This window comes from Pseudoalteromonas sp. J2K-J031, from assembly GCF_058197095.2.
The window spans coordinates 479679-505257 of record NZ_CM200279.1 but is presented as its reverse complement, the minus strand read 5'-3'; the positions used below and the strand labels follow the sequence as shown (position 1 = coordinate 505257).

23 protein-coding genes are annotated in these 25579 nt (G+C 40.4%); 13 read left to right on the top strand and 10 right to left on the bottom strand.

The window, feature by feature from the left end:
- The first annotated feature begins 53 nt into the window (after positions 1-53).
- Entirely contained in the window at positions 54-308 is a 255-nt protein-coding gene (locus AC3KZC_RS02355) for a TIGR03643 family protein (RefSeq protein ID WP_305972805.1), read from the top strand.
- Positions 309-452: 144 nt separating this feature from the next.
- On the opposite strand, the gene AC3KZC_RS02350 is transcribed toward AC3KZC_RS02355, so the two are convergent.
- The 7 genes from AC3KZC_RS02350 to AC3KZC_RS02320 form a co-directional block, all read right to left on the bottom strand.
- Entirely contained in the window at positions 453-1637 is a 1185-nt protein-coding gene (locus tag AC3KZC_RS02350; RefSeq protein WP_490580021.1) for a BaiN/RdsA family NAD(P)/FAD-dependent oxidoreductase, read from the bottom strand.
- A 386-nt stretch (positions 1638-2023) separates the two neighbouring features.
- Positions 2024-2497 carry a peroxiredoxin gene (locus AC3KZC_RS02345; protein WP_305972807.1) on the bottom strand — a complete coding sequence of 158 codons (474 nt, stop codon included), beginning with the start codon at positions 2495-2497 and terminating at the stop codon, positions 2024-2026.
- Between the two features lie 65 nt (positions 2498-2562).
- The gene (locus tag AC3KZC_RS02340; protein WP_490580020.1) at positions 2563-4494 is read right to left on the bottom strand and encodes a methyl-accepting chemotaxis protein; all 1932 of its coding nucleotides are present in this window, start codon (positions 4492-4494) and stop codon (positions 2563-2565) included.
- A 142-nt stretch (positions 4495-4636) separates the two neighbouring features.
- The gene (locus AC3KZC_RS02335) at positions 4637-5395 is read right to left on the bottom strand and encodes a class I SAM-dependent methyltransferase (RefSeq protein ID WP_490580019.1); all 759 of its coding nucleotides are present in this window, start codon (positions 5393-5395) and stop codon (positions 4637-4639) included.
- A 114-nt stretch (positions 5396-5509) separates the two neighbouring features.
- Positions 5510-6718: a response regulator gene (locus tag AC3KZC_RS02330; protein ID WP_490580018.1), complete on the bottom strand. Its 1209-nt coding sequence runs from the start codon at positions 6716-6718 to the stop codon at positions 5510-5512.
- Positions 6719-6874: 156 nt separating this feature from the next.
- Positions 6875-8914 carry an oligopeptidase A gene (prlC, locus tag AC3KZC_RS02325; RefSeq protein ID WP_490580017.1) on the bottom strand — a complete coding sequence of 680 codons (2040 nt, stop codon included), beginning with the start codon at positions 8912-8914 and terminating at the stop codon, positions 6875-6877.
- A gap of 64 nt (positions 8915-8978) precedes the next feature.
- Complete coding sequence (locus AC3KZC_RS02320) at positions 8979-9653, bottom strand: DUF2461 domain-containing protein (protein WP_490580016.1); 675 nt, start codon at positions 9651-9653, stop codon at positions 8979-8981.
- Positions 9654-9735: 82 nt separating this feature from the next.
- Here AC3KZC_RS02320 and gorA point away from each other — a divergent pair, with 82 nt between their 5' ends.
- Entirely contained in the window at positions 9736-11094 is a 1359-nt protein-coding gene (gene gorA, locus AC3KZC_RS02315) for a glutathione-disulfide reductase (RefSeq protein ID WP_490580015.1), read from the top strand.
- Positions 11095-11606: 512 nt separating this feature from the next.
- Here the strand turns inward: gorA and AC3KZC_RS02310 are convergent.
- The gene (locus AC3KZC_RS02310) at positions 11607-12851 is read right to left on the bottom strand and encodes an EAL and HDOD domain-containing protein (RefSeq protein ID WP_490580014.1); all 1245 of its coding nucleotides are present in this window, start codon (positions 12849-12851) and stop codon (positions 11607-11609) included.
- A gap of 224 nt (positions 12852-13075) precedes the next feature.
- On the opposite strand from AC3KZC_RS02310, the gene AC3KZC_RS02305 reads away from it, so the two are divergent.
- From AC3KZC_RS02305 to AC3KZC_RS02290, 4 genes are all read left to right on the top strand, one after another.
- Entirely contained in the window at positions 13076-13813 is a 738-nt protein-coding gene (locus AC3KZC_RS02305; RefSeq protein WP_490580013.1) for a substrate-binding periplasmic protein, read from the top strand.
- 125 nt (positions 13814-13938) lie between these two features.
- Positions 13939-14502, top strand: coding sequence for a PhnA domain-containing protein (locus tag AC3KZC_RS02300; protein ID WP_490580012.1), 564 nt, complete (start codon positions 13939-13941; stop codon positions 14500-14502).
- 342 nt (positions 14503-14844) lie between these two features.
- Entirely contained in the window at positions 14845-15639 is a 795-nt protein-coding gene (locus AC3KZC_RS02295; RefSeq protein ID WP_490580011.1) for an META domain-containing protein, read from the top strand.
- A gap of 245 nt (positions 15640-15884) precedes the next feature.
- A complete protein-coding gene (locus tag AC3KZC_RS02290) occupies positions 15885-17723 on the top strand; it encodes a cation:proton antiporter (protein ID WP_490580010.1) in 1839 nt (612 codons plus the stop codon).
- 116 nt (positions 17724-17839) lie between these two features.
- Here the strand turns inward: AC3KZC_RS02290 and AC3KZC_RS02285 are convergent, their stop codons facing one another.
- Together AC3KZC_RS02285 and AC3KZC_RS02280 are read right to left on the bottom strand one after the other, a co-directional pair.
- The gene (locus tag AC3KZC_RS02285; protein ID WP_490580009.1) at positions 17840-19960 is read right to left on the bottom strand and encodes a methyl-accepting chemotaxis protein; all 2121 of its coding nucleotides are present in this window, start codon (positions 19958-19960) and stop codon (positions 17840-17842) included.
- 108 nt (positions 19961-20068) lie between these two features.
- Positions 20069-20563, bottom strand: a complete 495-nt coding sequence (locus AC3KZC_RS02280) for a GNAT family N-acetyltransferase (protein ID WP_490580008.1) — start codon at positions 20561-20563, stop codon at positions 20069-20071.
- A gap of 184 nt (positions 20564-20747) precedes the next feature.
- Between AC3KZC_RS02280 and AC3KZC_RS02275 the strand changes: the two genes are divergently transcribed.
- The 7 genes from AC3KZC_RS02275 (at position 20748) to AC3KZC_RS02245 (ending at position 25342) form a co-directional block, all read left to right on the top strand.
- Positions 20748-21275 (top strand): glutathione peroxidase, encoded by a 528-nt coding sequence (locus AC3KZC_RS02275; RefSeq protein WP_490580007.1) that lies wholly within the window; start codon positions 20748-20750, stop codon positions 21273-21275.
- A gap of 91 nt (positions 21276-21366) precedes the next feature.
- The gene (locus AC3KZC_RS02270; RefSeq protein WP_490580006.1) at positions 21367-21534 is read left to right on the top strand and encodes a hypothetical protein; all 168 of its coding nucleotides are present in this window, start codon (positions 21367-21369) and stop codon (positions 21532-21534) included.
- 113 nt (positions 21535-21647) lie between these two features.
- The gene (locus AC3KZC_RS02265) at positions 21648-21926 is read left to right on the top strand and encodes a peptidylprolyl isomerase (RefSeq protein WP_490580005.1); all 279 of its coding nucleotides are present in this window, start codon (positions 21648-21650) and stop codon (positions 21924-21926) included.
- Between the two features lie 373 nt (positions 21927-22299).
- Entirely contained in the window at positions 22300-22647 is a 348-nt protein-coding gene (locus AC3KZC_RS02260; protein WP_490580004.1) for a DUF2750 domain-containing protein, read from the top strand.
- Positions 22648-22713: 66 nt separating this feature from the next.
- Positions 22714-23268 (top strand): GNAT family N-acetyltransferase, encoded by a 555-nt coding sequence (locus AC3KZC_RS02255; RefSeq protein ID WP_490580003.1) that lies wholly within the window; start codon positions 22714-22716, stop codon positions 23266-23268.
- A 3-nt stretch (positions 23269-23271) separates the two neighbouring features.
- Positions 23272-24603 (top strand): NAD(P)/FAD-dependent oxidoreductase, encoded by a 1332-nt coding sequence (locus tag AC3KZC_RS02250; protein WP_490580002.1) that lies wholly within the window; start codon positions 23272-23274, stop codon positions 24601-24603.
- Positions 24604-24667: 64 nt separating this feature from the next.
- Positions 24668-25342, top strand: a complete 675-nt coding sequence (locus AC3KZC_RS02245) for a site-specific integrase (protein ID WP_490580001.1) — start codon at positions 24668-24670, stop codon at positions 25340-25342.
- Positions 25343-25579: the final 237 nt, after the last annotated feature.

Here is a 25579-nt window from a genome sequence, read left to right as displayed (position 1 = left end):
ACCTGCAAACACTCATCGTATTACAGCCATAAATCTCAACAACTGATAATAATATGACCCACTTTAACCAAGCCGATACTTCAAGGATCATCGAAATGGCCTGGGAAGATCGCACCCCATTTGAAGCGATTGAACAACTCTACGGCTTAACTGAACCCGAGCTGGTACGCTTTATGCGCAGCAATATAGCCAAAGGATCGTTTAAAACCTGGCGTGAGCGCCACAGCGGTCGCAAAACCAAGCACCTAAAATTGCGCTCACCCGATATCATGCGCAGCCATTGTAAAACACAGTACAAACAGCGCTAAAAAAGCCTGCAATTGCAGGCTTAATTTAAATACTTACGCTAAAAAGCTTATAACAAGCCTCGGCGTTTTAACGCACCGGTACTTGGCTGCTTACCAGTAAATTTAATGTAGTTTTGCATTAGGTCTTGTATTACCTTTAGATAATTATACTGCACCACCACATGCTACACCTGAGCTCCATGCGAATTGGAAGTTGTAGCCGCCAAGCCAGCCTGTGACATCGATAACTTCACCGATAAAAAATAAACCGGGGGCTTTTTTGGCCTCGAAGGTTTTAGAGCTAAGTTCGTCGGTATCGACTCCGCCTAAAGTCACTTCAGCAGTGCGATAACCTTCGGTGCCATTTGGTTTAATTTGCCACTGGTGAATATAGGCTGCAAGGGCGTCAATTTCACCGTGGGTCAGTTGGTTCAGTGCTTTATCGGGAATGTCGTTATGTTTGATCATGATGTCGATTAAGCGTTTTGGTAATAATAACCCCAAGGTATTTTTGAGTGATTTTAAGCCTTGCTGCTCACGTAAAGTATGAATGTGCACGGCTAAATCTAGTTCTGGCAATAGGTTTATGGTAACGGCTTGCCCCGCTCGCCAAAATGATGATATTTGCAAAATTGCGGGGCCTGATAAACCACGATGGGTAAACAGGATATTTTCACGAAATTGAGTACCTTCTTCACTACTCACTAGGCAATCGACACTCACTCCCGATAAACCATCAAAGCGTTCTTTATCATGGTCATGCAAAGTAAAAGGCACGAGCGCAGCGCACGTTGGCAGTACGTTTAAACCAAACTGTTCCGCAATTTTATAGCCAATTGGACTTGCGCCTAGTTTTGGCATCGTTAACCCGCCCGATGCCACCACTAGCGATTGGCATTGATAGCTGCCATCTGAGGTAATAACTTGATAACCCGCATCCGTTTTACTCACACTCACCACTTCACTGCGCAGCATCACTTGCACACCAGCCCATTCGCATTCGGTCATTAAAATATCAACAATATCTTGGGCGCTGTTATCACAAAATAGCTGACCAAGGGTTTTATGGTGATAAGCCAAACCATGGCGGTCGACTAGCTCAATAAAATCGTGCTGGGTATAACGGCTTAAGGCCGATTTCACAAAATGTGGATTTTGGCAGAGGTAGTTTTCGGGGGTGGCATTTTCGTTGGTAAAATTACAACGGCCACCACCACTGATGAGGATTTTACGGCCTGGCTTTTTGCCCATATCAAGCACGGCTACTGAGCGACCACGATACCCTGCGGTAGCCGCAGCCATTAGCCCTGCGGCGCCTGCACCAATAATCACTACATCAAACTCTTGCATACCAATACCTTTTAAACTGTGCGCCCAACGGTGCTTTTACGCTAATTTAATCAAGCTGGGCCGATAAAAAAAGGATGCATAGCATCCTTTTCTCTGAGGGGGCGATTTTACTCTATTAAGCGCTCGGATCCATAATAGAACTTGAGCCCATTTTAACCAGCTTTGTTAGCCTTTGCCTATCCAGAATGATGCTTTGCCTATTAATTCAATGCGTTGTTAAATCTCTCATTCAGAACTGAGGATAATTAATCTCTGTTTATGGTGATTGAGCAAAAAAAAACAAGTTAACAGATTGCTCTATCAACTTGATTTATAGTACTTTTCAGCTAATTTTTTGATTGTAATTCGTATTAACAACCAAACTATTATTCAGCTAATACAGTTATTTAAAGCTGCGCTAGAATGTGTTCAGCTTTCGATACTTCAAATTCCTTGCCTTCTTCAACTGCCAAATAGCTCACAACACCATCGTCAACAATCATGGCATAACGCAGGGCGCGAGTACCACCAAATGCACCGGTTTCTTGTGCTAAACCAAGCGCTTGGCTAAAGCTTGCATCACCATCAGCTAGCATAATTAATTGCTCAGCATTTTGGCTTTGGCCCCACGCTTTCATTACAAATGCGTCGTTCACTGATAAACAAATAATGCTATCAACACCTTTGGCTTTTAATTCGTCGGCTAATACAACATAACCTGGTAAATGTGCAGCTGAACACGTTGGCGTGAATGCGCCTGGCAATGCGAACATTACTACTTTTTTACCAGCAAATAAGTCCGCAGTGGTAGGGTTGCTCATACCATCGGCTGTTAAGACATTAAATACATGAGTCGGTAAAGATTGGCCTACTGTAATCATTTGAGTTCCTTAAATTAATTTGTTAAGTACAACCTCTTACTTGTAACCTATCAATCCATTAAATGCTAGTTTAATCCAAGGCTTTGACGGACATTTTGCATTTGTTGCTGCAAACTATACTGCACGTGGCTGACTAACTCGTTCGCTTGAGTCACTTGGCTTTTCATCTGCCCCATCGCATTTGAAAAGTTCTCCAGTAAATTGTGCTGATTAGCCGCCACTTGACTGGCATCTTTGGCCACTTGGCTGGCTGACTGAGCATTTTGTGCTACTTGCTCTGAATTGAGTTTAAGTTGCTCAGCATTACTAGTTTGGCTTTGAGAATCTTGCGCTAAAGCGTTTATTTGGGTCGATACTTGTTTAGAGCTGTTGGTCAATAAATCGAGCTGGGTTTTGATATCGCCCAACGATAACTGCGTTTGCTGCGCAAGTTTTCGCACTTCGTCAGCCACCACCGAAAAACCTCGGCCATGCTCACCTGCTCGAGCTGATTCAATAGCGGCATTGAGCGCTAATAAATTCGTTTGCTCCGCAATCGATTGAATCACATCAACCACATTGTGCACATCAGACACACCTTTTAGCAGCTCATCAAGGCTATTCATCCCTTGCTGAACCTTGCTGTGGGTTGAAGAGCTGGCCGCAAGCATCGATTGGGCATAACCCAAACTGTGATCCATCGCACTAAAGGTATTTTGAGCGTTATCTTCTACTTGTGCATTAACTTGATTAAGGTGCTCAGCCATCTGCTTGATATCAATAAGCAAACCTTCGTTACGCTCTACTTGATCAAACGTATGATGCGAGTGGCCGCTGATATTATTGAGGTTTTCACTCATATCTTGCATAAATTCGTTAATTAAGCCAAGCATTTGCTCACGCTCAGCCATTTGCACGCGTTGCTGTTCAATCAGTTGATTAAAATAGGCTGTGATTTCGCCCGTTTCGGTATCGGCTCGGCTATTTTCGAGGGCTTTAAGTTCGTTGGTTTCAAGTAAGTTTTTAAAAGCATTGCGTAAATTACGCAGCGGATTAAGCACTTGTTGGCGCTGGGTAAAATACACGGCAATGGCTAAAATAAATAATCCACCAATATTGACGGTAAAAATCATTAATACTTGGCTCTGTGTGGCCTGTTGCTCACTCTGCAAATCTTGTTCTGCTTCAAGCACCGTATTGGCTAACGCTGCAATTTCGGTTCGCAGTGCAGTAATGCCTGCCACACGATTTTTAGCCTGCTCAATTGTGCTGCTAAAATCACGTAAAAAACGATTCGGCCAGCTGCCTAATTCTGCTTTTATTTCATCTGATAATTCTTCTTTGTCATCATCAATAAACAACTCGTCTTCATCTGATGCTGCATACAACCCAAAGGTCGGTAGCTGCTCAATAGTTTTAGCTAAGGTTTGTAATGCACGAGTGGCATTTTTAACATTGTTTTCGCCCTCGGTTGAATACGATTGACTCAAGGCTTGGCTATAAAGCGCCAAATTGAGGGTTTGCGCTGCGTAATCCGCAGCTAAGACCGAGTATTTTTTGGCAAGTTCACGTTTATCTTCTGTCGCTTTTTGGGCGTAATTGGTAAGTGAGGTCGCACTGCCCGACATCTGCCTAATCGCATTATCAATCAAGGCGTTTTCATTACCTGATAATTTACCTAAAGCGCGATATTTGGTTTGAATGCCTTTTAATAAGGTTTCAAATTGCGCCAAAAGCTTTTGTTGAAGTTCTTTGGGTAAATGTGCTAATTGTTCGTTTTCGATTTGACCAATAAGCTCTTGAGCTTTAGTTAGTGCTTGGCTATCGCCAGAGGCAAGGTAGTCTTCTATTTGCCGTGAAAGCATCACAACCAAAGCCTGCTTAACGGTGTTGTAAGAATGATTTTGCTCACTTAATGTGACTTGAACTTGTGCAGCCCAAAACAACGTAACTGCCAAGGTGATACTGGCCCCCAGCAAGAGCACAGCTAATAATCGAGTAAAAGATGAAACACGCATTAACAAACGCTCCTATTGGCTAGCTAAACGCGCCGACAGTACCGCTTTTGTGTGACATTTTTATTTAAAATATATTACTGACCAATGAGGAACGGTACAAACAACGTTAGACCATTGTATTTAATTAAAAATAACAAACGTGTTATTTATTCATTCCGGCTTTGACATACACATCAAAACGGTTTTTTTTCGTTGCGATCACCATTGATGGCTTTTGCAAATTGAGATCTGGTGCATAGTCTGGCCGCTTTACCACCACACGTTTAGTAGCAAGGGCTAAGGCATCGGGTAGCAAGGCATCTGCATCCAGATCTTGGCCTACTAAATCTTGAAATACCCGCATTTCTTTTTTCACTAAGGCTGATTTATCGCGATGTGGATACATAGGATCTAGATAAACCACATCTATAGTATGACCTGAACTTGGTAAAAGTTGATGGCTACTACCAAACTCCATTTGCATGTTTTGTTGCATCCAACTACCGATTTCCAGGTCTTGATAAGCGCGTTGTAAACCATCATAAAGCAAGGCTGCAACAACAGGATGACGTTCGTGCAAAATTACTTTACACCCTAGGGCTGCCAATACAAATGCATCACGGCCCAGTCCTGCGGTACCATCAAGTACTGTAGGTGTTGCACCTTTATTAAGCCCTACAGCCTTTGCAATTGCCTGACCTTTACCACCACCAAATTTACGCCGATGCGCTGCGGCACCCGTGACAAAATCAACTCGAATAGCCCCTAATTTTTTTTCGTCAGTTTTAAACAACGACAAACCATGTTCATCATAATACAGCTGGAATAGATTGCCGGGGTTTTGCCAAGCTGCAAGGTTAAATTGCTGCTCAATGCGGGCTAAATAAGGACGAACTTCTGAAAATGGGCTTTGAATTATCAAGACGAATACTCTTACTAATGAACCACGCCATTATACCCAAAGCAGTGCAAGCAAAGCGATTTAAAACTGAGCCGTTAAGCTAAAATAACCTCAATAATAAATAATAAAGCCACGTTAAAATAATTCGATATCAATTTGAGAGGTGACTTCGTTAATGGTTTCTTCTTGATGCTGCTGAGAAAATCGCTCTAGCATTTGTGCACGTTGCGCCATGATATGTTCCATATATGCAATTACATCGTTAAAGGAGCTACGCATTTGTTGAGTGAGCTGTAAATGTTGCTGCAACTCTTTGACTGTATGCTCTACTGAATATAAAACAAATTCTTCTTGTTCATCTTCTAAATCAAGGGTGGGGATAACATTAATAAAATTACTGTACAAACTTTCAACCATTTCTACCGAGGTTTGACCATGAGCATAAATTTGCTCAACTTGAGTGCGAAGTGTGGTGTCAACCAAGTTAAAGGTATCTGTGATTTCATTCGCCTGATCTAAAATCATTTCGTTGATTTCCATCGACATCACTTTGGCATTTGTAGCTTCAAGTAAGTGAGGAAACAAATCTTTAAAACGGCCATACGTGGCAGCATCCGCTAGGGGCATATTTTTGATTAAGAGCGAAACTTTGGGGTAATTAATAATAGTGCGCGCACCAAAGTCAATAAAACGATCGCCATCACGACATTTGTTCAGTAGCTCTTCTTCAAGTGGGCACACTGCGTCATGGTTACTAAAAAATTCAGCCTCCTCTTTAAACCAAAAAACCAATACCACGTTTAAATCGAGTGGCATAAAAAACTCAAAAAAATAGTCACTGAGTCGCGCTAAACTGTGCGCGTTATAAGTTTGCCCAACATAACGCATCACACGACCCATGTCGCTAAAGTCTGTCATCGCCATTTCGGCTGTCGATTCGGCATGTGCGATATGTTCTTTGAGCGAAATTGAACGTTGCCGATATTGATAAAGCACTTCGATACGCGCAAGTAACTCGTCTTTTTCAAAAGGTTTTACAATGTAATCGTCTGCGCCTGAATTGTAACCTCGGATCCTGTCACTAAGCGCTCCACGCCCTGAAATAAACATCACCGGAATATCACTAGTCGATGAGTCGCGTTTGAGCATTTGGCATACTTCATAACCGGTCATTCCGGGCATTTCAACATCGAGTAAAATAATATCTGGGCTTTTTTTGATGGCGGTTCTGATCCCTTGCTCACCATTTTCAGCCACCATCACCTCACAATAATCATGTAAAGTTTGTTGAATTAACGATCGAATAAACTTGTCGTCATCTATGGCTAAAACCAGTTTGGACATTTTTGGGCTTCCTTTTACCATGATTACTGGGCGAAGATGAGGTTTAAAAAGCATAGTACTTAGGTGGAGTTTTGAAAATTTTTTTTCAATAAATCAGCCGCTAAAGTAAAAAAAAGCACCCTAAGGTGCTTTTACAATATAAAAAACTAACCAAACTTATGCACCAATCCCGCTATGGCGAAGTAAGGCATCAATTTGTGGTACGCGCCCTCTAAAGGCAGTAAATAGCTCCATTGGTTCCAATGAACCACCCATTTCAAGAATATTCCTCATAAATGAGCGTCCTGTTTCACTGTTAAATACACCTTCTTCTTCAAACCGAGAAAACGCATCAGCCGAAAGCACTTCAGCCCATTTATATGAGTAATAACCAGCACTATAACCACCAGCAAAAATATGGCTAAAACCATGCTGAAAACGATTAAAATGCGGCGCTTTAATCACAGCAACACGCTCTCTGACGGCATCGATGGTCGCTTGGATATACTCTTTGGCATCCACTTTAAAATCAGCATGAATGTGAAAGTCAAAGAGTGAAAATTCAATTTGGCGCACCATCATCATTGCCGATTGATAATTTTTAGCAGCTAACAGTTTATCGAGTAATTCTTTTGGTAAAGGCTCATGAGTTTCGTAATGGCCTGAAATAAACGCCAATGCTTCTTCTTCATAACACCAGTTTTCAAGGAACTGACTTGGCAGCTCAACCGCATCCCATGCTACACCATTGATACCCGATACTGCACCGGCATCAACTTTAGTCAGCATATGATGCAAACCATGGCCAAACTCATGGAATAACGTTGTTACTTCGTTGTGGGTAAATAACGCAGGTTTATTGCCAACAGCTTTATTAAAGTTACACACCAAATAGGCAACGGGTAATTGTAGCTCACCATTTTGGCGCACTTTGCGGCCAATACAGTCATCCATCCATGCCCCGCCACGCTTATTATCACGGGCATAAAGATCTAAATAAAATGAACCACGTTTATTGTTGTGCTCATCGATAATGTCGAAAAAACGCACATCTGGATGCCATGTATCAATGCCATTAACTTCAACCACTGTGATACCAAATAAACGCTTAACCGTTTCAAACAAGCCACTTAATACGCGGTTTGCCGGAAAGTACGGGCGTAGTACTTCATCTGAAATCGCATATTTTTGCTGTTTGAGTTTTTCGCTGTAATAACCAATATCCCACGCTTCGAGCTTATCCACACCGTGGGTTTGTTTTGCAAACTCGACCACTTCAGCGAGCTCTTGCTCTGCTTGTGGTTTTGAGCGTGCCGCCAAGTCATTTAAAAAATCAAAAACTTGCGCTGTATTTTCAGCCATTTTGGTTGCTAAAGAATGTTCCGCATAGTTTTCAAAATCGAGTAATTGAGCTAATTCATGACGCAGTGCCAGTTGCTCATTCATAATGGCACTGTTATCGAATTCACCGGCATTTGGGCCTTGCTCTGAAGCGCGAGTGGCAAAGGCGACATAGGTTTCATGACGAAGTTCTTGACTGTCGGCATAGGTCATTACAGGTAAATACGAGGGGAAATCTAAGGTAAACAACCAACCTTCTAAGTTTTTGCTTTGCGCTGTTTGTGCCGCTAATGCTTTGGCTGATTCAGGCAAACCACTTAATTGTGCTTCATCGGTAATGTGTTTTTGCCACGCTTGAGTGGCATCCATCACATTGTTGCCATATTTAGCTGCAAGCTCTGATAAACGAGCACTAATTTCACCATAACGCTGTTGTTTTTCTGGCGATAACGAAATGCCCGATAACTTAAAATCACGCAGCGCGTTGGTAATTACTTTTTGCTGCGCTACCGACAAAGTGGCAAATTCTGGCGAATCAAAAATAGCTTGATAACCTTGATACAAACCTTGATGTTGACCAACAAAGGTTGAATATTCGGAGATTAACGGCAAACACACATCGTATTGTTCACGAAGTTCAGGGCTATTGACTACCGAATGCATGTGCGACACCGGCGACCAAAGCCGAGAGAGTTCGTCATCAACTTCTTCAAGTGGCACAATAAAGTTTTGCCATGTTGGGGTTGCGTGAGTCAGCACTTCATCAATCGTTTTACGGCACTTTTCAATGCCTTGCTTGAGCGCAGGGACAATATGTTCTGGCTTGATTTGAGAAAATGGTGGTAAACCTTCAAGGTTAATCAATGGATTAGTCATAATGTGTCTCTTGCGTTAATTGCATATAAAAACAGAAATTGGGGCAAACTGCGCAATTACAAGCCTAAAACGGCTGCTCAAGGGCAAAACATAAATAGGCCATGAGTGGCACAGCTAAGTTAAAACGCTCAGCCACTAACTCAGGCAAGTGTTCACTGCACACTTGCTGCTTAGTGAGCGGGCTGATTGCGATAAAATCCTTTCGTTTCAGTTCAGCCAATAAGGGGTGATCTTTTTCAAACCCTCTTGGTGGGCGCTGCAGGCTCTCGCCCGACATCGCAAACACGTCATTAAAGGCAGGATTAAAAATCGCCTTTTTATAACTATTTGGGTTTTCATCGATGCAATGGCGAATTTTGTTTAGCGGCTTTGAGTCAGGACGCCAAATCCCGGCACCCACAAAACACTCCCGATTAGAAAGATGGAAATAAAACCCCGGCGCATGCACATCTTTGCCTAAAAAATGGCGAAACTGAATGCCGATATTGATTTTGTACGGACTTTTGTCTTTACTAAAACGCGCATCACGCTGAATACGCATTAAACTGCCCCCCACCTTTTTATCCGAAGCAATAAAATGGCTCGATATTTCACTAATTGATGCTTGCATCTGACGAATAAAGGCTAAAGCGGGCTCTCGCACCGTATCTTCATACCGGGCTTTATGCTGATTAAACCAATCGCGCTGATTGTTTTGTTCAAGCTCGGCCAAAAATGTGAATGTTTTTTCACTAAACATAGGTCAACCTTATTTATTCTTGCTTTTATTTACTTAATGTTATGCTATTGGGCATTACATTCAAAACGGTTAAGGAAACAAAATGGCTCAACATTTTGATTATATTGCAATTGGCGGCGGTAGTGGTGGTATTGCATCTGCAAACCGAGCGGCCATGCGTGGTGCTAAAGTGGCACTAATTGAAGCTAAACACATGGGTGGAACCTGCGTCAACGTTGGTTGTGTACCAAAAAAAGTCATGTGGCATGGTGCTCAAGTTGCTGAAGCAATAAAATTATACGCCCCTGATTACGGTTTTGACGTAGACATTAAAGACTTTAATTGGTCTAAATTACTTGAAAGTCGCGAGGCTTACATTGGCCGTATTCACCAAGGATACGACAAAAACTTGGCCAATAACGGTGTAACGGTTATTAAAGGCTTTGCTAAATTTGTTAACGAAAAAACCATTGAAGTAAACGGTGAACACTACACTGCGGATCACTTTTTAATTGCAGTAGGTGGCCGGCCAAGCATTCCAAACATTCCTGGCGCTGAACATGGCATTGATTCAAATGGCTTTTTTGAGTTAAAAAACCAACCAAAACGCGTTGCTGTAGTCGGGGCGGGTTATATTGCGGTTGAACTTGCAGGTGTCTTAAATGGGTTAGGCACCCAAACTCAACTGTTTGTGCGCCAACATGCACCACTGCGTAGTTTCGACCCTTTAATTGTTGATACGTTAACCCAAGTGATGGCCGCTGAAGGCCCACAATTACATACCCATGCCACACCATCAAAAGTGGTAAAAGAAGCGGATGGTAGCGTTACGCTCCATTTAGAAAATGGCGAAAGCCATAATGTTGACCAACTAATTTGGGCGATAGGCCGCCAGCCTGCAACTGATGCCATTAACATTCAAGCGGCAGGTGTTGCTTTAAACGATCGTGGTTATGTGATTGTTGATGAATACCAGCAAACATCTACTCACAATATTTATGCCGTTGGGGATATTATTGAAGGTGGTGTTGAACTGACACCTGTGGCAGTCAAAGCTGGCCGAATGTTAGCCGAGCGCTTATTCAATCCAGCGATGCCAAATGCAAAAATGGATTACAACTTAATCCCAACAGTGGTATTTAGCCACCCACCAATTGGCACGATTGGCCTGACGGAACCGCAAGCGATTGAGCAATTTGGTAAAGACGATATTAAAGTTTACACCTCTAGTTTTACTGCGATGTACACAGCGGTAACCCAGCACCGTCAACCGTGCAAAATGAAACTAGTTTGCCAAGGCTCTAACGAAAAAATTGTCGGTTTACATGGAATTGGTTTTGCGGTTGATGAAATGATCCAAGGCTTTGCGGTTGCTATGAAAATGGGCGCGACCAAAGCGGACTTTGATTCAGTTGTAGCCATTCACCCAACAGGCTCTGAAGAGTTTGTTACCATGCGCTAATAAGCGTAACCAATTGATAATACTTATAAATTATTATCAATTTATGGAAAAGGGTGCTTAAGCACCCTTTTTATTGCTAAAATCAATTAATGTTAATATCTAAAAACACAATATTATTACCCTCGGCATTCAGCAACACAGCTTATAGAGCACTCTCGGTGTTAGATTAAATTACGATAGACTGGCTAATGGTTGAAACTAAAAATTAATGGCATTCAGTTGCTTGAGATTTAACGTGCCGATATTCACCTTACCGATATTCACATTATAAATATCGACACTCTCACTCTTGATATTTTGGGGTAATGTGACATCTGGGTAGATATTTAACCATGCTAGCTGTGATTCTTATCTATTGATTTAAAGTACTTTTATTGTATTTTTAGCGTTAATTTTGCTCCGTCTTTCCAATAAAATCTCACGGCATAATTAAGCTCAATATAAAAAGGCACTTAAAAATTAAGTGCCTTTTTATATTGAGCTTTTGAACGATCATTCACTTCATCAGGTGATTATGAAATAAACTCCAAAGTTTCATCGGCATAAAATAAAGCTTCTACATAAGCTTGACCTATTTGCCTAAAAGTAAGATTTTTATCATGTATTGCTTTGAGGATAACCTCGGTATCATCTCGCTCAATCGCCATACATAATTCTAAAATTGCACCGATATCACCTTCATGGAATAACAAAGCATCACGACATTCAAAACTTAATAAAAACTCGTCACAAATCTCATTCATCGACTTATCTAAAATAGCGTCTAATACCGAAACCAAACCAACCAAATAAGCCGTATTGCTGAGGTTTTGGTCGTTTCCATCGAGCATATTACTCATAAATTTTGCACGTGTCAGGCCAAGCTTAGTGAGCTCAGATGGTTTATCTTTGCCCAGTTCACTCAATGCTAATACGGTAATAAATTGGCGAATAAGCTCTTCACCTAAATAGATAATGGCTTGAGACAAAGAGCTAATTGTACTTTTAGAGCTTTTACAGGCAGAGTTTGCCATTTTTAAAACTCGAGCAGTTAAGCTCAGATCTCGTGCTACTTTGCTTTGTACTGCGGTGAAATCTAAATATTCTTGTAATACCAAGCGCAGTAAATCAATGACCACCAGCTTAATTGGCGAAATGTTTTTTAAATTCATCATTTCGGGTTTGGCAAAAAAGTAACCTTGAAATAAATCAACGCCCGCTTTTTCTAACTCGATAAACGTTGTGTGGTCTTCGATTCTTTCGACTACGATTTTAATATTAGGATCAAACCGCTTTATTTTTTTTACTTGCAATAAAGTACGCATAAGAGGCGTTTCAACTTCTAGTTTTACATACTGTACTTTTTCAAGTAGTGGCTGCCATTTGGGGGCTCCATCATAGTCATCTAGTGCAAACGCATAGCCTTTTGAACGCATTTGGGTTACAAAATCAGCAACTTCCAATATATCGTCTGTGCGCTCAACAATCTCAATCACTACATGATGTGGCGATATTAGATGAGGCAATTCCAGAATAAGCCCCGAAGTAGATAGATTAATAAATGCTTTTTTGTTTGCGGCTAATTTATCTACTCCATGTAATAACAAAGCATCAAAAAACATTCGGCCAGTTGCTTGATCATCGGTTAAATGGCTTGGAAAAAAATTATCTGCCGAATCTCTGTATAATAATTCATAGGCATAAATTCGCTTATGGCTATCAAAAATAGCTTGGCGGGCAACAAATTGCTGTTCATTATTTTTTTCATCACTTTTCATTTATACAAACCCAAATTTGGCACTCTGCTCAATGACTACTTAACTATAAGTAAAATGGTATTTTGCTTTTTTAACTACACATGATCATAGGCTATTTTCAATACAATGTTGGATTATTTAGAATTTAAACTCTAGAATAAAAAATACAAACTCAAATAAATAGATTTTAAAACAAAAGGTTATCCACCCTCATTCGTTGATAGATTTTGTAAAAGGTACACATTGTGAAAATAGTGCTCACCATTTTCCTCTGCTTTTGTTGCAGCCTTCTAGCTGACAGCGTGCCTGCCAGTTTAAAGTACGACTTAAGTGCTTCAAATGGCTTAATCCCCTATTACAATAATAACCCTGACTTCCCCGGTATTTACCCCGAATTTATCCAGTTGGTATTACAAGAGGCAAATATCAAAGGGGTTGAGATTGCACTGCCCTCTAAAAGAACCCAAGTGGCATTGGCTCGCGGCGAACTCGACTTTGACATCATTAGCCCCAGCTGGTTTCCCAATCATCAAATTCCTAAAGGCTACGTGTTATCAACTGCTATTTTAAGCGTTACAGAACACCTGATTTTTTTACCGGAAAAAGCATTTTTATGGTCCACAATTGATGCAATTAAACATCACCCTGTTGGCACGGTGAGGGGGTATTTCTATCATAATGATTATTTGTTTGAGCGAGTCGATTTAACATCCGAAAAAGAGCTCATCATTGCATTAGAAAAGCAACGTATCGAGGTGGCTATTTCAGGTGATTTACCGACACTTTATTGGGCTAAACAGCTTAATATTCCTATTAAATTAGGTCCTGTTCATTCTAAGGGCTTTACACATATTCGTTTAAGAGATGAGCATGCAGACCTATTACCAGCGCTCAATCAGGCGATTATAAAACTACAACAACAAGGTGTGCTCGATGTGATAGTACAGCGCTATATGCAGATGGTACCCCAGCCGCAGTCATAAAATGAATTAACCCCGTATTTTGCCATAATTAACCTTACTATTTATAACGTTATTTTCCTTCGTTCTCGCACTTTATCACCACATAAGTATAATATCGCGTTTGTAATTGACAGGAACGCCTCCCCATGAGCATTGAACAAACACTAATTGAACGTAGTGGTCATAAATGTGAACTTTGCGGTTCAACCGAATCATTATCTGTATATGAAGTCCCACCTGTAGCAGAAGCGCATTCAGACAAATGCATTTATACATGCCAAATCTGTAAAGATCAGATTGAAAATAACAGTGAACTCGTCGTTAACCATTGGCACTGCTTAAATGACAGCATGTGGAGTCAAACTCCTGCGGTGCAAGTTATGGCCTGGCGCATGCTGAACCGCCTGACAACTGAAGGTTGGGCAAAAGACTTGCTCGACATGCTTTATCTTGAAGAAGAAACTCAAGTATGGGCACAAAAAGTAATTGCTGAAATCGACGAGATTAAACATATCGACAGCAATGGCGTGCAATTACAAGCAGGCGATACCGTCACACTTATCAAAGATTTAGATGTCAAAGGAAGCAGCTTGGTCGCTAAACGCGGCACTGCGGTACGTAATATTGGCTTAACAAGCAATCCTGAACATATTGAAGGGCGAGTTGAAGGCCAACGTATTGTTATTTTAACGAAGTACGTTAAAAAGTAATTTAACAGCAAAACGTATATTTATCAGCCCAAGTATATTGGGCTTTTTTATTGTTTTAATTACACCTTAATCGATGGAATTAATTTAACATATTACATTTAACACTTTAAGTCAGAACCTATTCTGACTAACCGCTAACTTAATGCAGAAACAGCAAATCTATAGCAAGGGATCCTGGGCTGTTAGCAGCAAAAATAACTCAATCAGTATTTACAGGCTCGATACGCTTAACTAAAGCGTGGGTTAATTACTTTACCAAGCAACTAATTAAGCTTAGATTAAGGCTCGACTCACTATTATCTCTCACTGTGTTGTCACCTTATACTTTTAGGATTTTGCCTTATGTCGCTCAGCCGCCTAACTAATAATCTGGTTTTAGTCTTTTTTGTAACATTAAGTTGTTTGGTATTAACTGCTTGCCAAATGCAAGGTACCGAGCAATCAGATAACCAAGATGAACTAGTTCTCTCGATATCTTTTCGCGATAACGCAATATTACCGCCCGACTCCGTGCTGAGTATCACTCTTGAAGATATTTCAATAATGGATATTGCCGCACCGATTATTAGTAGCGCCAAAACCACTATCAGTTCTGCACAGTCTTTTAAAATAACACTGCCCTACTCGGCTGATTTAATTAAACCGAACTTACAATACAATGTTCGGGCGCAAATTCACTCACAAGATAAGCTCCTTTATACATCAACCACTTTACATGACCCTTTTAAAGGAAGCACCGGTGCGACAGTGGCCATTGAGGTAGACCCAGTCAATGCACTGAAACTCAATACCCCTCTGACGAATACTTATTGGAAAGTGATCTCTGTTGGCAAAGAAAAGCCTATAAAAGATGAAAACAGCCAAGAACTTTTTGTGCAACTACGCAGTGAACACCGCGCTAAAGGGTTTAGTGGCTGCAATAGTTTTATGGGTCGTTATGAAGCTGGTCAATCAGAGCTTCAGTTTTTACAACTAGCAAGCACTCGAAAAGTGTGCCAAAAAGTTATGCCAATCGAAGACTCTTTTTTGGCCGCGTTAAATAACACAACGCATTACCAGATTGATGGAGAGGTTCTTCAGTTACTTAATGACCAACAACAACCGTTAGCCACCCTTAAAGCTGTTTACTTTAACTAAACTAATAATCATATCCCTTCGTGTGAGTGTGGATAGCGCTTTGTTTAGTCGTTTACCACACAAGACTCCACTCTGCGGCCTCTAAATATTAAAAATAATACAATCAAATCTCCTAGTTTAATTTATACATCATTTCGATGTTTAATGTATCAATTTGCAACATTCGTAATATAATTTTATTTCAAGCAGTTAATCTGTAAACATGCGTATAATTAAAGCAACTTAACTAGGATTTTAGAGACTTAATGACAGCTATTTATATCGCCGGGATCGCACTTTGCTCTGTATTAGCCCAGTGGCTAGCGTGGGCAGTGAAAATACCCGCAATTTTATTTTTACTCGTCACAGGCTTGTTACTCGGGCCGGTGTTTAATGTACTCGACCCTGATGCACTTTTTGGTGATTTATTATTTCCACTCATCTCGTTGTCGGTTGCAGTCATTTTATTTGAAGGCTCATTAACTTTGCATTTTAGAGAACTGAAAGGCATTGGTAAGGTAGTTCGGAATCTATGCTCCACCGGCATGGTGGTGACATTTGTTATTTTGGGGCTCAGTAGCTATTGGTTGCTGGGCTTAGATTGGCGTGTTGCTGCCGTTATTGGCGCTGTGTTAGTCGTAACAGGCCCAACAGTAACAGCCCCGTTGTTAAATGCGATGCGCCCAACCAAAGAGGTCGACCGGATTTTACGCTGGGAAGGGATTGTTATTGACCCTATTGGTGCCTTGTTTGCAGTACTTGTTTTTGAAGCGGTCATGCTCGCAGGACAAACAGGTGTATTAAGTCATACATTAATAGCTTTAATTAAAACAGTTGGTGTGGGCTTTGTGATTGGTATCGTTGCTGGTTGGATCACAACTCAGTTAATCCGCCGTGAATGGCTGCCATATGAATTGCATAAATTTGGCGTATTAGCACTCGTACTCATTAGTTTTACAGTCTCTAACTTTCTTAGCCATGAATCTGGGTTATTAGCAGTCACTGTTTTTGGTATTTATTTAGCCAATCAGGACGATCTTGAGATCGACTCAATTTTAGAGTTTAAAGAAGACTTATCTCAAATATTAATATCTACACTGTTTATCTTACTTGCAGCGCGTTTAAAACTATCGGATTTAATGCTCCTTGGACCTGGCGTTATCGTTTTTCTTTTAATTGTATTGTTTGTAGCGCGCCCAGCCTGTATTGCAGTATCAACTTACAATTCACCACTGCATTGGCGAGCTCGCGCTATTTTAGCTTGGATTGCACCTAGGGGCATTGTGGCTGCAGCGGTTGGTTCGGTGTTTGCGCTCAGTATGGCAAAAGCGGGGATTGCAGATGCTCAAAAGATAGTGCCTTTAGTCTTTACGGTAATTATTGTGACGGTTATTTTACAAAGTTTAACCGCAATCCCCATCGCTAAACTGCTTAAAATGCGCCAACCAAAACCTTCAACTGTATTGATTATTGGTGCGAATCACCTTTCACGCGCGATAGCTAAAGGGCTACAAGATCAAAAAATTGAAGTCCACTTATCAGATCCTGCCTGGGAAAACTGCAAAATGGCACGGATGGATGGCCTTACCTGCTATTACGGTAACCCACAATCAGAGCATGCTGAGCGTTATTTACCTATGTCGAATCTAAAATCAGTCTTAGCTTTATCACCTAACCGCCACCATAATGCTTTGGGGATACAATATTTCTCACATATGCTTGGCGAAAAAAATGTCTATTCACTTAAATCTTCAGATGCACATGCCAAAGCAAATAAAGACAGCGCCACTTTCTTATCGCGCCAAATTTTATTTGGTGAAAATGCATCATACGCTCGTTTAAGCAGCATGATAGCCAAAGGCGGCAAAGTCAGCACCACCAAACTAGCTGATGCGTTTACTTGGCAAGACTATTTGGCGGTTAACAAAGATGCGGTACCGTTATTTATATTCAGACTCACTGATGAAGACTTTATTGATTTGATTCCGTTTACAATCGACATAGATAAAACACCTGCAAGCGGCGATATGATCATTGCAATGCAACCACCTAAAATGTCAGTATTAAAAGAGCCCACAGCCAATACAAGTACAGTAGAAACTTAATTGTTATTGTAGAAACCACCTTAAAAAACACCTTTGAGGCGGATATAAAAACCCCCAATGAGCTAAAACTCATTGGGGGTTTTTTAACTTTAATATTCAGACAACCTTTTAAAACATTAGGTTCTCATTTTATTTAACTGAATACTTTGTTGGCTGACTAATTTTGCCAACTCCACACTACCAGCCCCAGCCTGACCTGATAACTCAGATAAATGCCCAGCGGCATCAGAAATACGCGTTAAATTACGATTAATTTCTTCTGTCACCGCACTTTGCTCTTCTGCCGCGGTAGCGATTTGCGTTACTTGATCACTGACAGCTTTGACTTGCTCAACCACAGCATTCAATGTATTAAACGCGACACTGGTTTGTTTTACAGAGTCAGATGCTCGAGCAACCCCTTTTTCTATAATATTTGAGGCATTTACCACTTCAAGCTGCAACGACTCTATTAAGCGACTGATATCATCTGTCGAAGCGCGTGTTTTTGAGGCCAAAGCTCTTACTTCATCAGCGACCACAGCAAAGCCTCGACCTTGCTCACCGGCTCTTGCAGCTTCAATAGCGGCATTGAGCGCCAATAAATTTGTTTGTTCTGCGATAGCGCGAATAACTTCAAGTATTTGATTAATATCTCGACTTCGCGCAGATACTTTAGCGACCGCTTGATTTGCATCAGATATTTCATGAGACATAGTTTCAACTTGCTTAACAGCATCGGATAAACTTTTTTCACAATCGGAAATATGCTGACTTATCTCATTCGTTTGGCTGGCTGCAAATTCTGAAGCATTCGCAACTTCTTCAGCAGTCGCGCTCATTTCATTCATTGCCGTCACAACACTTTCTATTTCGCTAAACTGCTCACTTAAATAACGGTTTGATTCTTCGGACAAACTCGCCGAATTAATGGACTGCAGCCGACTCTGCTCCGTAATGCCCTTAAGCTCTGAAATAAGCTCTCGTAACTTAAACAAAAATTGATTAAACCCACCAGCCAATGCAATCAACTCAGCATGATGTTCAACTACGATTTTTTGGGTCAAGTCACCCTCTGAACTGGCAAGGTTATCAACACGAGCTTGAATTAAATTAAGTGGCGCGATAATCGTTTTAATCATGGCGCTCATAATAATTAACACAACAACGGCCACTACAACTCCGAGTATGAGGATGGTCTGCCCGAGTGATTGCGCATTATCAGACAAGGTATTTTTTAACTCAAACGCTCCAAACAAAGCCAACTCTTTTGGCACTTCAATTAACAACCGCCATTGGGTTTGAGCTAATGGAATATGAATGGCAGCTGAGACCAAATAATCAATATCGGATGAAACCAAGCTTTTCCCCTGCTTGAGCTGTTTGTATAAAGCAAAAGCATCAGCTTTAATTGCCTCGTTTAATGGTCGCCCTAACTTTGAGTCATAATGACTGGAGCCTGCAATTAAATCTAACTGACTCAATAAGGTGACCCGAGCTTTACCATCATAAAGCTCACGTGAAAGCTCTTGAGTAATTTTTTGTAATACAGGTAAATTTAAATCAATTCCTGTAACACCTATAAACTCGCCATTTTTTAAAATTGGCACAGTAAGTGATGTCATCATTTCAGAGTAACCAGGCGAGATTTCGTAAAGATAAGGCTCCATTAAACAGGGGGTTTTATTATCTTTGGCGCATAAATACCATTCAGCTTCACGCTTTCCAAATTCGTTTATTTTATCGAGGTATTTATCGGTTGAATTTTCTACGGATTGCTGCAACACCTGACCATTTTTATCACGCGTCATATAAATTTCAAGCGAACCAGATCCAGCTACCGAATGACTCGCCCCATCAATATATTGCCCATCAAGGTTATCGTAACCATTGGGTTCAAATTGAGAATAAACCGATGAAATATTTTTATTTTGCGTGATAACAGCCAAGTCTAATAATTGAACAGACTCTCGATTTAAAGGAGCCTTTTCTGCACTGAAACCGAGCTCAGCTGCCAAAGTATAAGGGATCCGATACGCTTCATTGATAAAGCCCGCGATACGCTCAGACTCTTGCCCAGCCTTGGCATTAAGTTTTATTTCTATTTCATCAAGGATTATTTTTTGTGCTTGTTCGGAAAGCTCTAGATTATTTTGCTTTAACTGCCACCACAATACACCTGACAAAACCACTACGGTCATTAAGACTGCACTCGTCGTTAGCCATAGTAGTTTTTTACCAAGAGACACTTTTTTCATCAACCACTCCTAAAACCATGCATTAATGAGTTTTCCTCACCAATATCAAAGCATAGTCTAATAAATAGTCTGCGGTATTTTATGTCATCGCTTGATCCTGTTTATCAGTTAATTTACTACCTCTATTTTTTTACCTAAGATAGTTAAACTACGCAGCGTACCATCCATATTGGCAATTTCAGGCAACTCCCCCCAATGGCAAAAACCATTTCGAGAAAAAAACTCAATGCTTGGAGTGTTATGGCTAAAAATAAATGCCAAAAAGACATTCACCTTAATGATGTGTGCATAGTTTTCTGCATAATCGAGTAGTTGCTTTGCAATGCCTTTCCCTCGAGCATGCGTTGCAACATAAATACTCACCTCGACTGTACCTTGGTAAGCAGGGCGACCGTAAAAGGTTTTAAAACTCATCCAACCCAAAACGTCATCACCAGATTGATAAACAAAAAGTGGGCGCAGTTCTGTGTGACCATCAAACCAAGCTTGTCGCTCTTGATAACTCACCGGTGTTAAATCAGCGGTAACCATTCGACTGGCGATTGTTTCATTATAAATATCAACCACTGCGGCTAAATCGGTTGCAACAGCTTTTCGGATCATTTCTACCTCTAACACTCAATACTCAATTGTCGCTAATTTAGCAGCGTGCAAATTACTGAACAAGTAACTTCAACACCTTCAATTAAAGACTCTTTGTTATTTTCGTGACATTATCTATAAATCAAATGATCTGACTTCAATACTCAACCGTATTTACTCGATAATAAAATAGACAAGGATTACCATGTTAAAAGCAATATTACTGTCATTAACTGTACTTAGCGCCAATGCATTTGCAGAACAATGCGACGATTTTACCAACGTAGAAATGAAAAAGTTACGCTCAGATAAAACACTTAATTTATGCCAGTTTAAAGATAAGCCCTTATTAATTGTTAATACCGCAAGTAACTGTGGCTTCACATCACAATTTACAGGACTTGAAGCAATCCATAAAAAGTATAAAGATCAAGGCTTAGTTGTTTTGGGTTTTCCATCGGACGATTTTTTCCAAGAAGAAGATGACGAGAAAGACACAGCCAAAGTCTGCTTTATCAATTATGGCGTTACATTCGACATGTTCGCACCAACCTCTGTTAGAGGCAAAAATGCCAACGCTTTATTTACACACTTAGCAGAGCAAACAAGCGCACCTAAGTGGAATTTTTATAAATACATTGTCAGTAAAGATAGAAAAACAGTACTTAAATTCAATAGTAAAACAACACCTGAAGATGCTGATTTCATTAAAGCTATTGAAGAATCTCTCTAAAGCCGCTATAAACAATTTATCACTTTAATGTGGATTGTCATAAAACTTTAAAGAGAGGGCACTATTTTATAGATAATTTCAGGAGATTATTATGATGTTACAAAATACAGATTTAACACCTGTGCACCATCCCATCAGCTTTGTGTCTATCAATAAATGCAAAGTAATTTATGAAGATGCATCGGGCTATGTTGAAAAAAAATTCAGTAATTCAGCTGAAGCTAGGCTTTTTTTACAGACACTAAAAACATCGAGCTAAGCTTATCCAATAAATAAAAGGAATGTCACTTATTGGCTTATCAAAAATTAGCATCTTTTGATTTTTGATTTAAACTAGCAAACAACCAATAATGATTACAAATAAGGATTATCATGGCATTAGCAAGTGCACGCCATATTTTAGTAGACAGTGAAGAACATTGTCTTGAATTAAAAAAACAAATTGAGTCAGGCGCTGATTTTGCTCTCGTTGCAAAAGAACATTCAACTTGCCCATCAGGTCAAGCCGGCGGAGAGCTCGGTGAGTTCGGACCTGGAATGATGGTACCAGAGTTTGATTCGGTTGTTTTTTCAGCCCCAGTAAATACGGTCCAAGGACCTGTTCAGACTCAATTTGGCTACCACCTTCTTGAAGTGACAAGCCGAACATAATATACCACCAGCTCATTAGTACTTTTCAATCATGACTAGTGAGCTTGTTCTGTTTTAATAGTTAACATCGCCTATTGATACTCATAACCAGTGGTAGCGAATGTTCATTAAAAGCTTTTGATTATTCGGCAATCAGTTTATATTGCCAGCTTAATTAGATCTAACCTTGCTGCAGCCTTTAGGGTGTAAACAAAACTCTTAATAACTGAAAATGAGGTTATTATTAAGGTTATATTTGACATAAATTCAAGTATTCGGATTTATTTGAGATCTATAATGAGTGTGATATTTAGCTTTGGCTAACAATCAACTAGCGCACTTTTCCAAACTCCAAATTTATTTGGCAATAATTTAAAATATTGAGCACAAGAACATGACAGAGCAAACTTCACAACTAGCTATTTTCACGCAAGAAGTAAACCAAAACGATTTATTATGGGCGTTAACTGCACCCGATGGCGGCTATGTCGTGTGTGACTCTGAGCAATACGAAGACGTTGACGTTTTATTGCTATGGAGCAATAAAGAAACAGCTAAAAAGCATTGTTGTGATGAGTGGGCTGACTATACGCCAGTTTCAATCAGCAAAGAAGAATACCTAGAATACTGGGTTGAAGATTTAAGCGAAGATAATACCTTTGTTGGCATTCAATGGACTGATGAAGAAGCATGCCTTGAGCTTACAGCGATTGATGTAGCAAAAGCGTTACTTGATAGCTAACAACAAACAGTGTTAACGTCCTTAGCTGAAGCTTGTATTTAACTCACGCATTCAGCTAAGGCAGTCATGATAATAACAGAATTTACACCTGAACATTTTACAGAAGTTATTGCTCTTGGAAACTTGGTTCATGGTGACAACTACCTCGATATTCCAAGCATCGAAAAAATCTACCACTATTCAATTCAAAATGATATTAACGCCAGTTTTGTGGCACTCCTAGATAATCGCGTTGTTGGTTTTCGTTTAACTTATGCAGCTGGTTCTTGGCCTTTTGACCAGTGGTGCAGTACCGAACTCTGGCCTATTCCAAGTCAAGATGTGTGCTATTTCAAATCGAACACACTACACCCATCTGTACGACGAAATGGTCTTGGCGGAAAACTATTAGATGCATCCATTGCAGCGCTAAAACAACAAGGTGCAAAAGGCGGCATTTGTCACGTATGGCAACAAAGCCCTGGCAATGCTGCATTTCGTTATTTTAGTAAAGCGGGTGGTACAACCGTTAAAATTCATCCTGATCGCTGGGTTAATGATGGAGCTGAATCAGGGTATGTGTGTACATTATGTGGCAATAAATGCCATTGTGATGCCGTTGAAATGTTTTTAGGGTTTTAATTTATGCACTATGATCCTCTCATTTCTCAAAATTGTAGCAGCGCTCCATTAGCAAAGAGCTATTGGGCCAGCACCATCGACTATCCACCAGCAAATACGCCATTAAAACAAAATCGTCAGGTTGATATCGCAATTATTGGTGGCGGCTTCACGGGCCTAACCACAGCTTATTATTTAAGTACATTATATAACCTTGATTGTTGTGTCCTCGAGGCCAATCAAATCGGCTTTGGTGCAAGCGGTCGCAATGCAGGTTTTATACTCAAGGGATCGGGTCGTCTGAGTTATCGGCAAATGGCCGATAAATGGGGCATGCCAATTACCCAAGGTATTTACCATGAATTTAGCCAAGCCGTACAACGTGTTGAAGATTTAATTTCAGAGCATCAAATTAACTGCGACAAACAAGAATATGGGTATTTAAAAATTGCCCACAACGCCAAAGCATTACATTCATTACAGAGCCAAAGCCAATTTATAAGTGCTAATTTAGGTGGCAATGCGCAGTTTTTGTCTCCTGATGTGCTAAAAAAAGAATATATGATTAACCATCAAGCTTATGGCGCGCTGCGCCTTGACGATGGGTTTGGGATCAATCCTCTTAAATTAGTGCTTGGCTATGGTGATATGGTAAAAAAAACCGGTGTCGATGTCTTTGAGCGCACTTTAGTTAAAAGTTGGCAGCAACAAAACAATCAACACACCCTTGAAACAGAGCACGCTACCATTACCGCCAAACAAGTTGTCTGCGCTGGCAATGCTTATAATAATAAAAAGAATAACGCCATCATTGCCAATCGCTACCTCCCCATTTTGAGCAATATTTTAGTTACCCGCCCACTCACAAAAGAAGAGCTAGCAATTACCGGTATTAAAACCCATCAAGTTACTATGGATACTCGTACACTTAAATATTACTACCGACTATTGCCCGATAATCGCATTTTGTTTGGTGGCCGTGGCGCGGTTCGGGGGCAAGATCAAGATAAACCTCGTTATCAAGCTAACTTAACCGCAGCTTTAGCAACTTGTTTTCCTATTCTCGCTAAAATAAACATCGATTACTTTTGGAGTGGCTGGATTGCTGCCGCACTTGATGATATGCCACATGTGATTAATCAAAATGGCAGTGCCTATAGCATCGGTTATTGTGGTTCTGGCGTCGCGTTTAGCGCGCAAGCAGGATTTAGGCTGGCGCAGCAACTAGCAGGAGAACGAGTTCCGGAACTGCCCTTATACCAAACTGCAGCGCCTACTTTTCCTTTTGCCCAATTTAGGCGCTTAGGCCAAGCCGCTTATTACCAATATGGTTGGTTAAAAGATAAATATTTTTAATAGGTTATTCCACCAATTTGAGTTTAAAATAATATCGCTCTCAATTTATTAATGCGATATTAATTTGAAAACACACCTAGGTCGGCGACCATTCACAGCAATGGAGCTTCATGCTCTGTTTAGTGGCTATATTTATTCCGATCATAAAGTGATTAAAGAGCAAGCCAGAGATTGGCATTTTTGGCTGCCTTTACTCGCTTACTACACCGGTGCATTCAGTGATGAAATTGGCTGTTTAACCACCCAAGATATTATTAAAACCGAACACGGTTGGTTTTTTAACTTCCACACCAACAGCAAAATACAAAGTCGCCTTATCCCGATTCACCCAGGTTTACTGCAAGCCGGCTTTAATGACTACGTAAACTCTTTAAGTGACAACGCCCGCTTACTGCATGATTTACCATCAAAAAGTGGCCGATATAGCGAAAAAGCGCGCATTTGGTTTTCTGGTGAAGGCGAACGCCAAGGATATTTACAAAAATGTGGCATCCCCAATATTGATCACGATGGTCGAAAAGTGGCGATGAGTTCATTTCGTATCAATTTCGAACAACATATCCGCATCAGCGCGATGCAAATAAAACAAAAAGAACTTTTTAATTACCTATTAGGTTTTAATGAATACCAAGCGACAAATACGCTTGATTTAAGTGCTCTTCACACTATTGTCCTTGGCGTGCGGCAACTAAATCCAAGTATTACATGGAAGCGTTTTGTAAACCGTTTAAAACCCTAATATGCGCCCCCCCCCTACCGATGATAAATTCAAATCAACTTTCAGTACGTAACTAACCTGAGCTCTGGATAATAAATTTATCTCCAGCGGCTACAGACTTGAAAAAACATCTACCAATTCAATATCAATACGTTAGTAAATCTCTTAACCAAAGCTCAGGTTAACTAGACAAAGCAACAATGCCTTGGCATAGTCTTTTTTCTAATAATCCAGAACAATAACAATAAATTAAGGGAA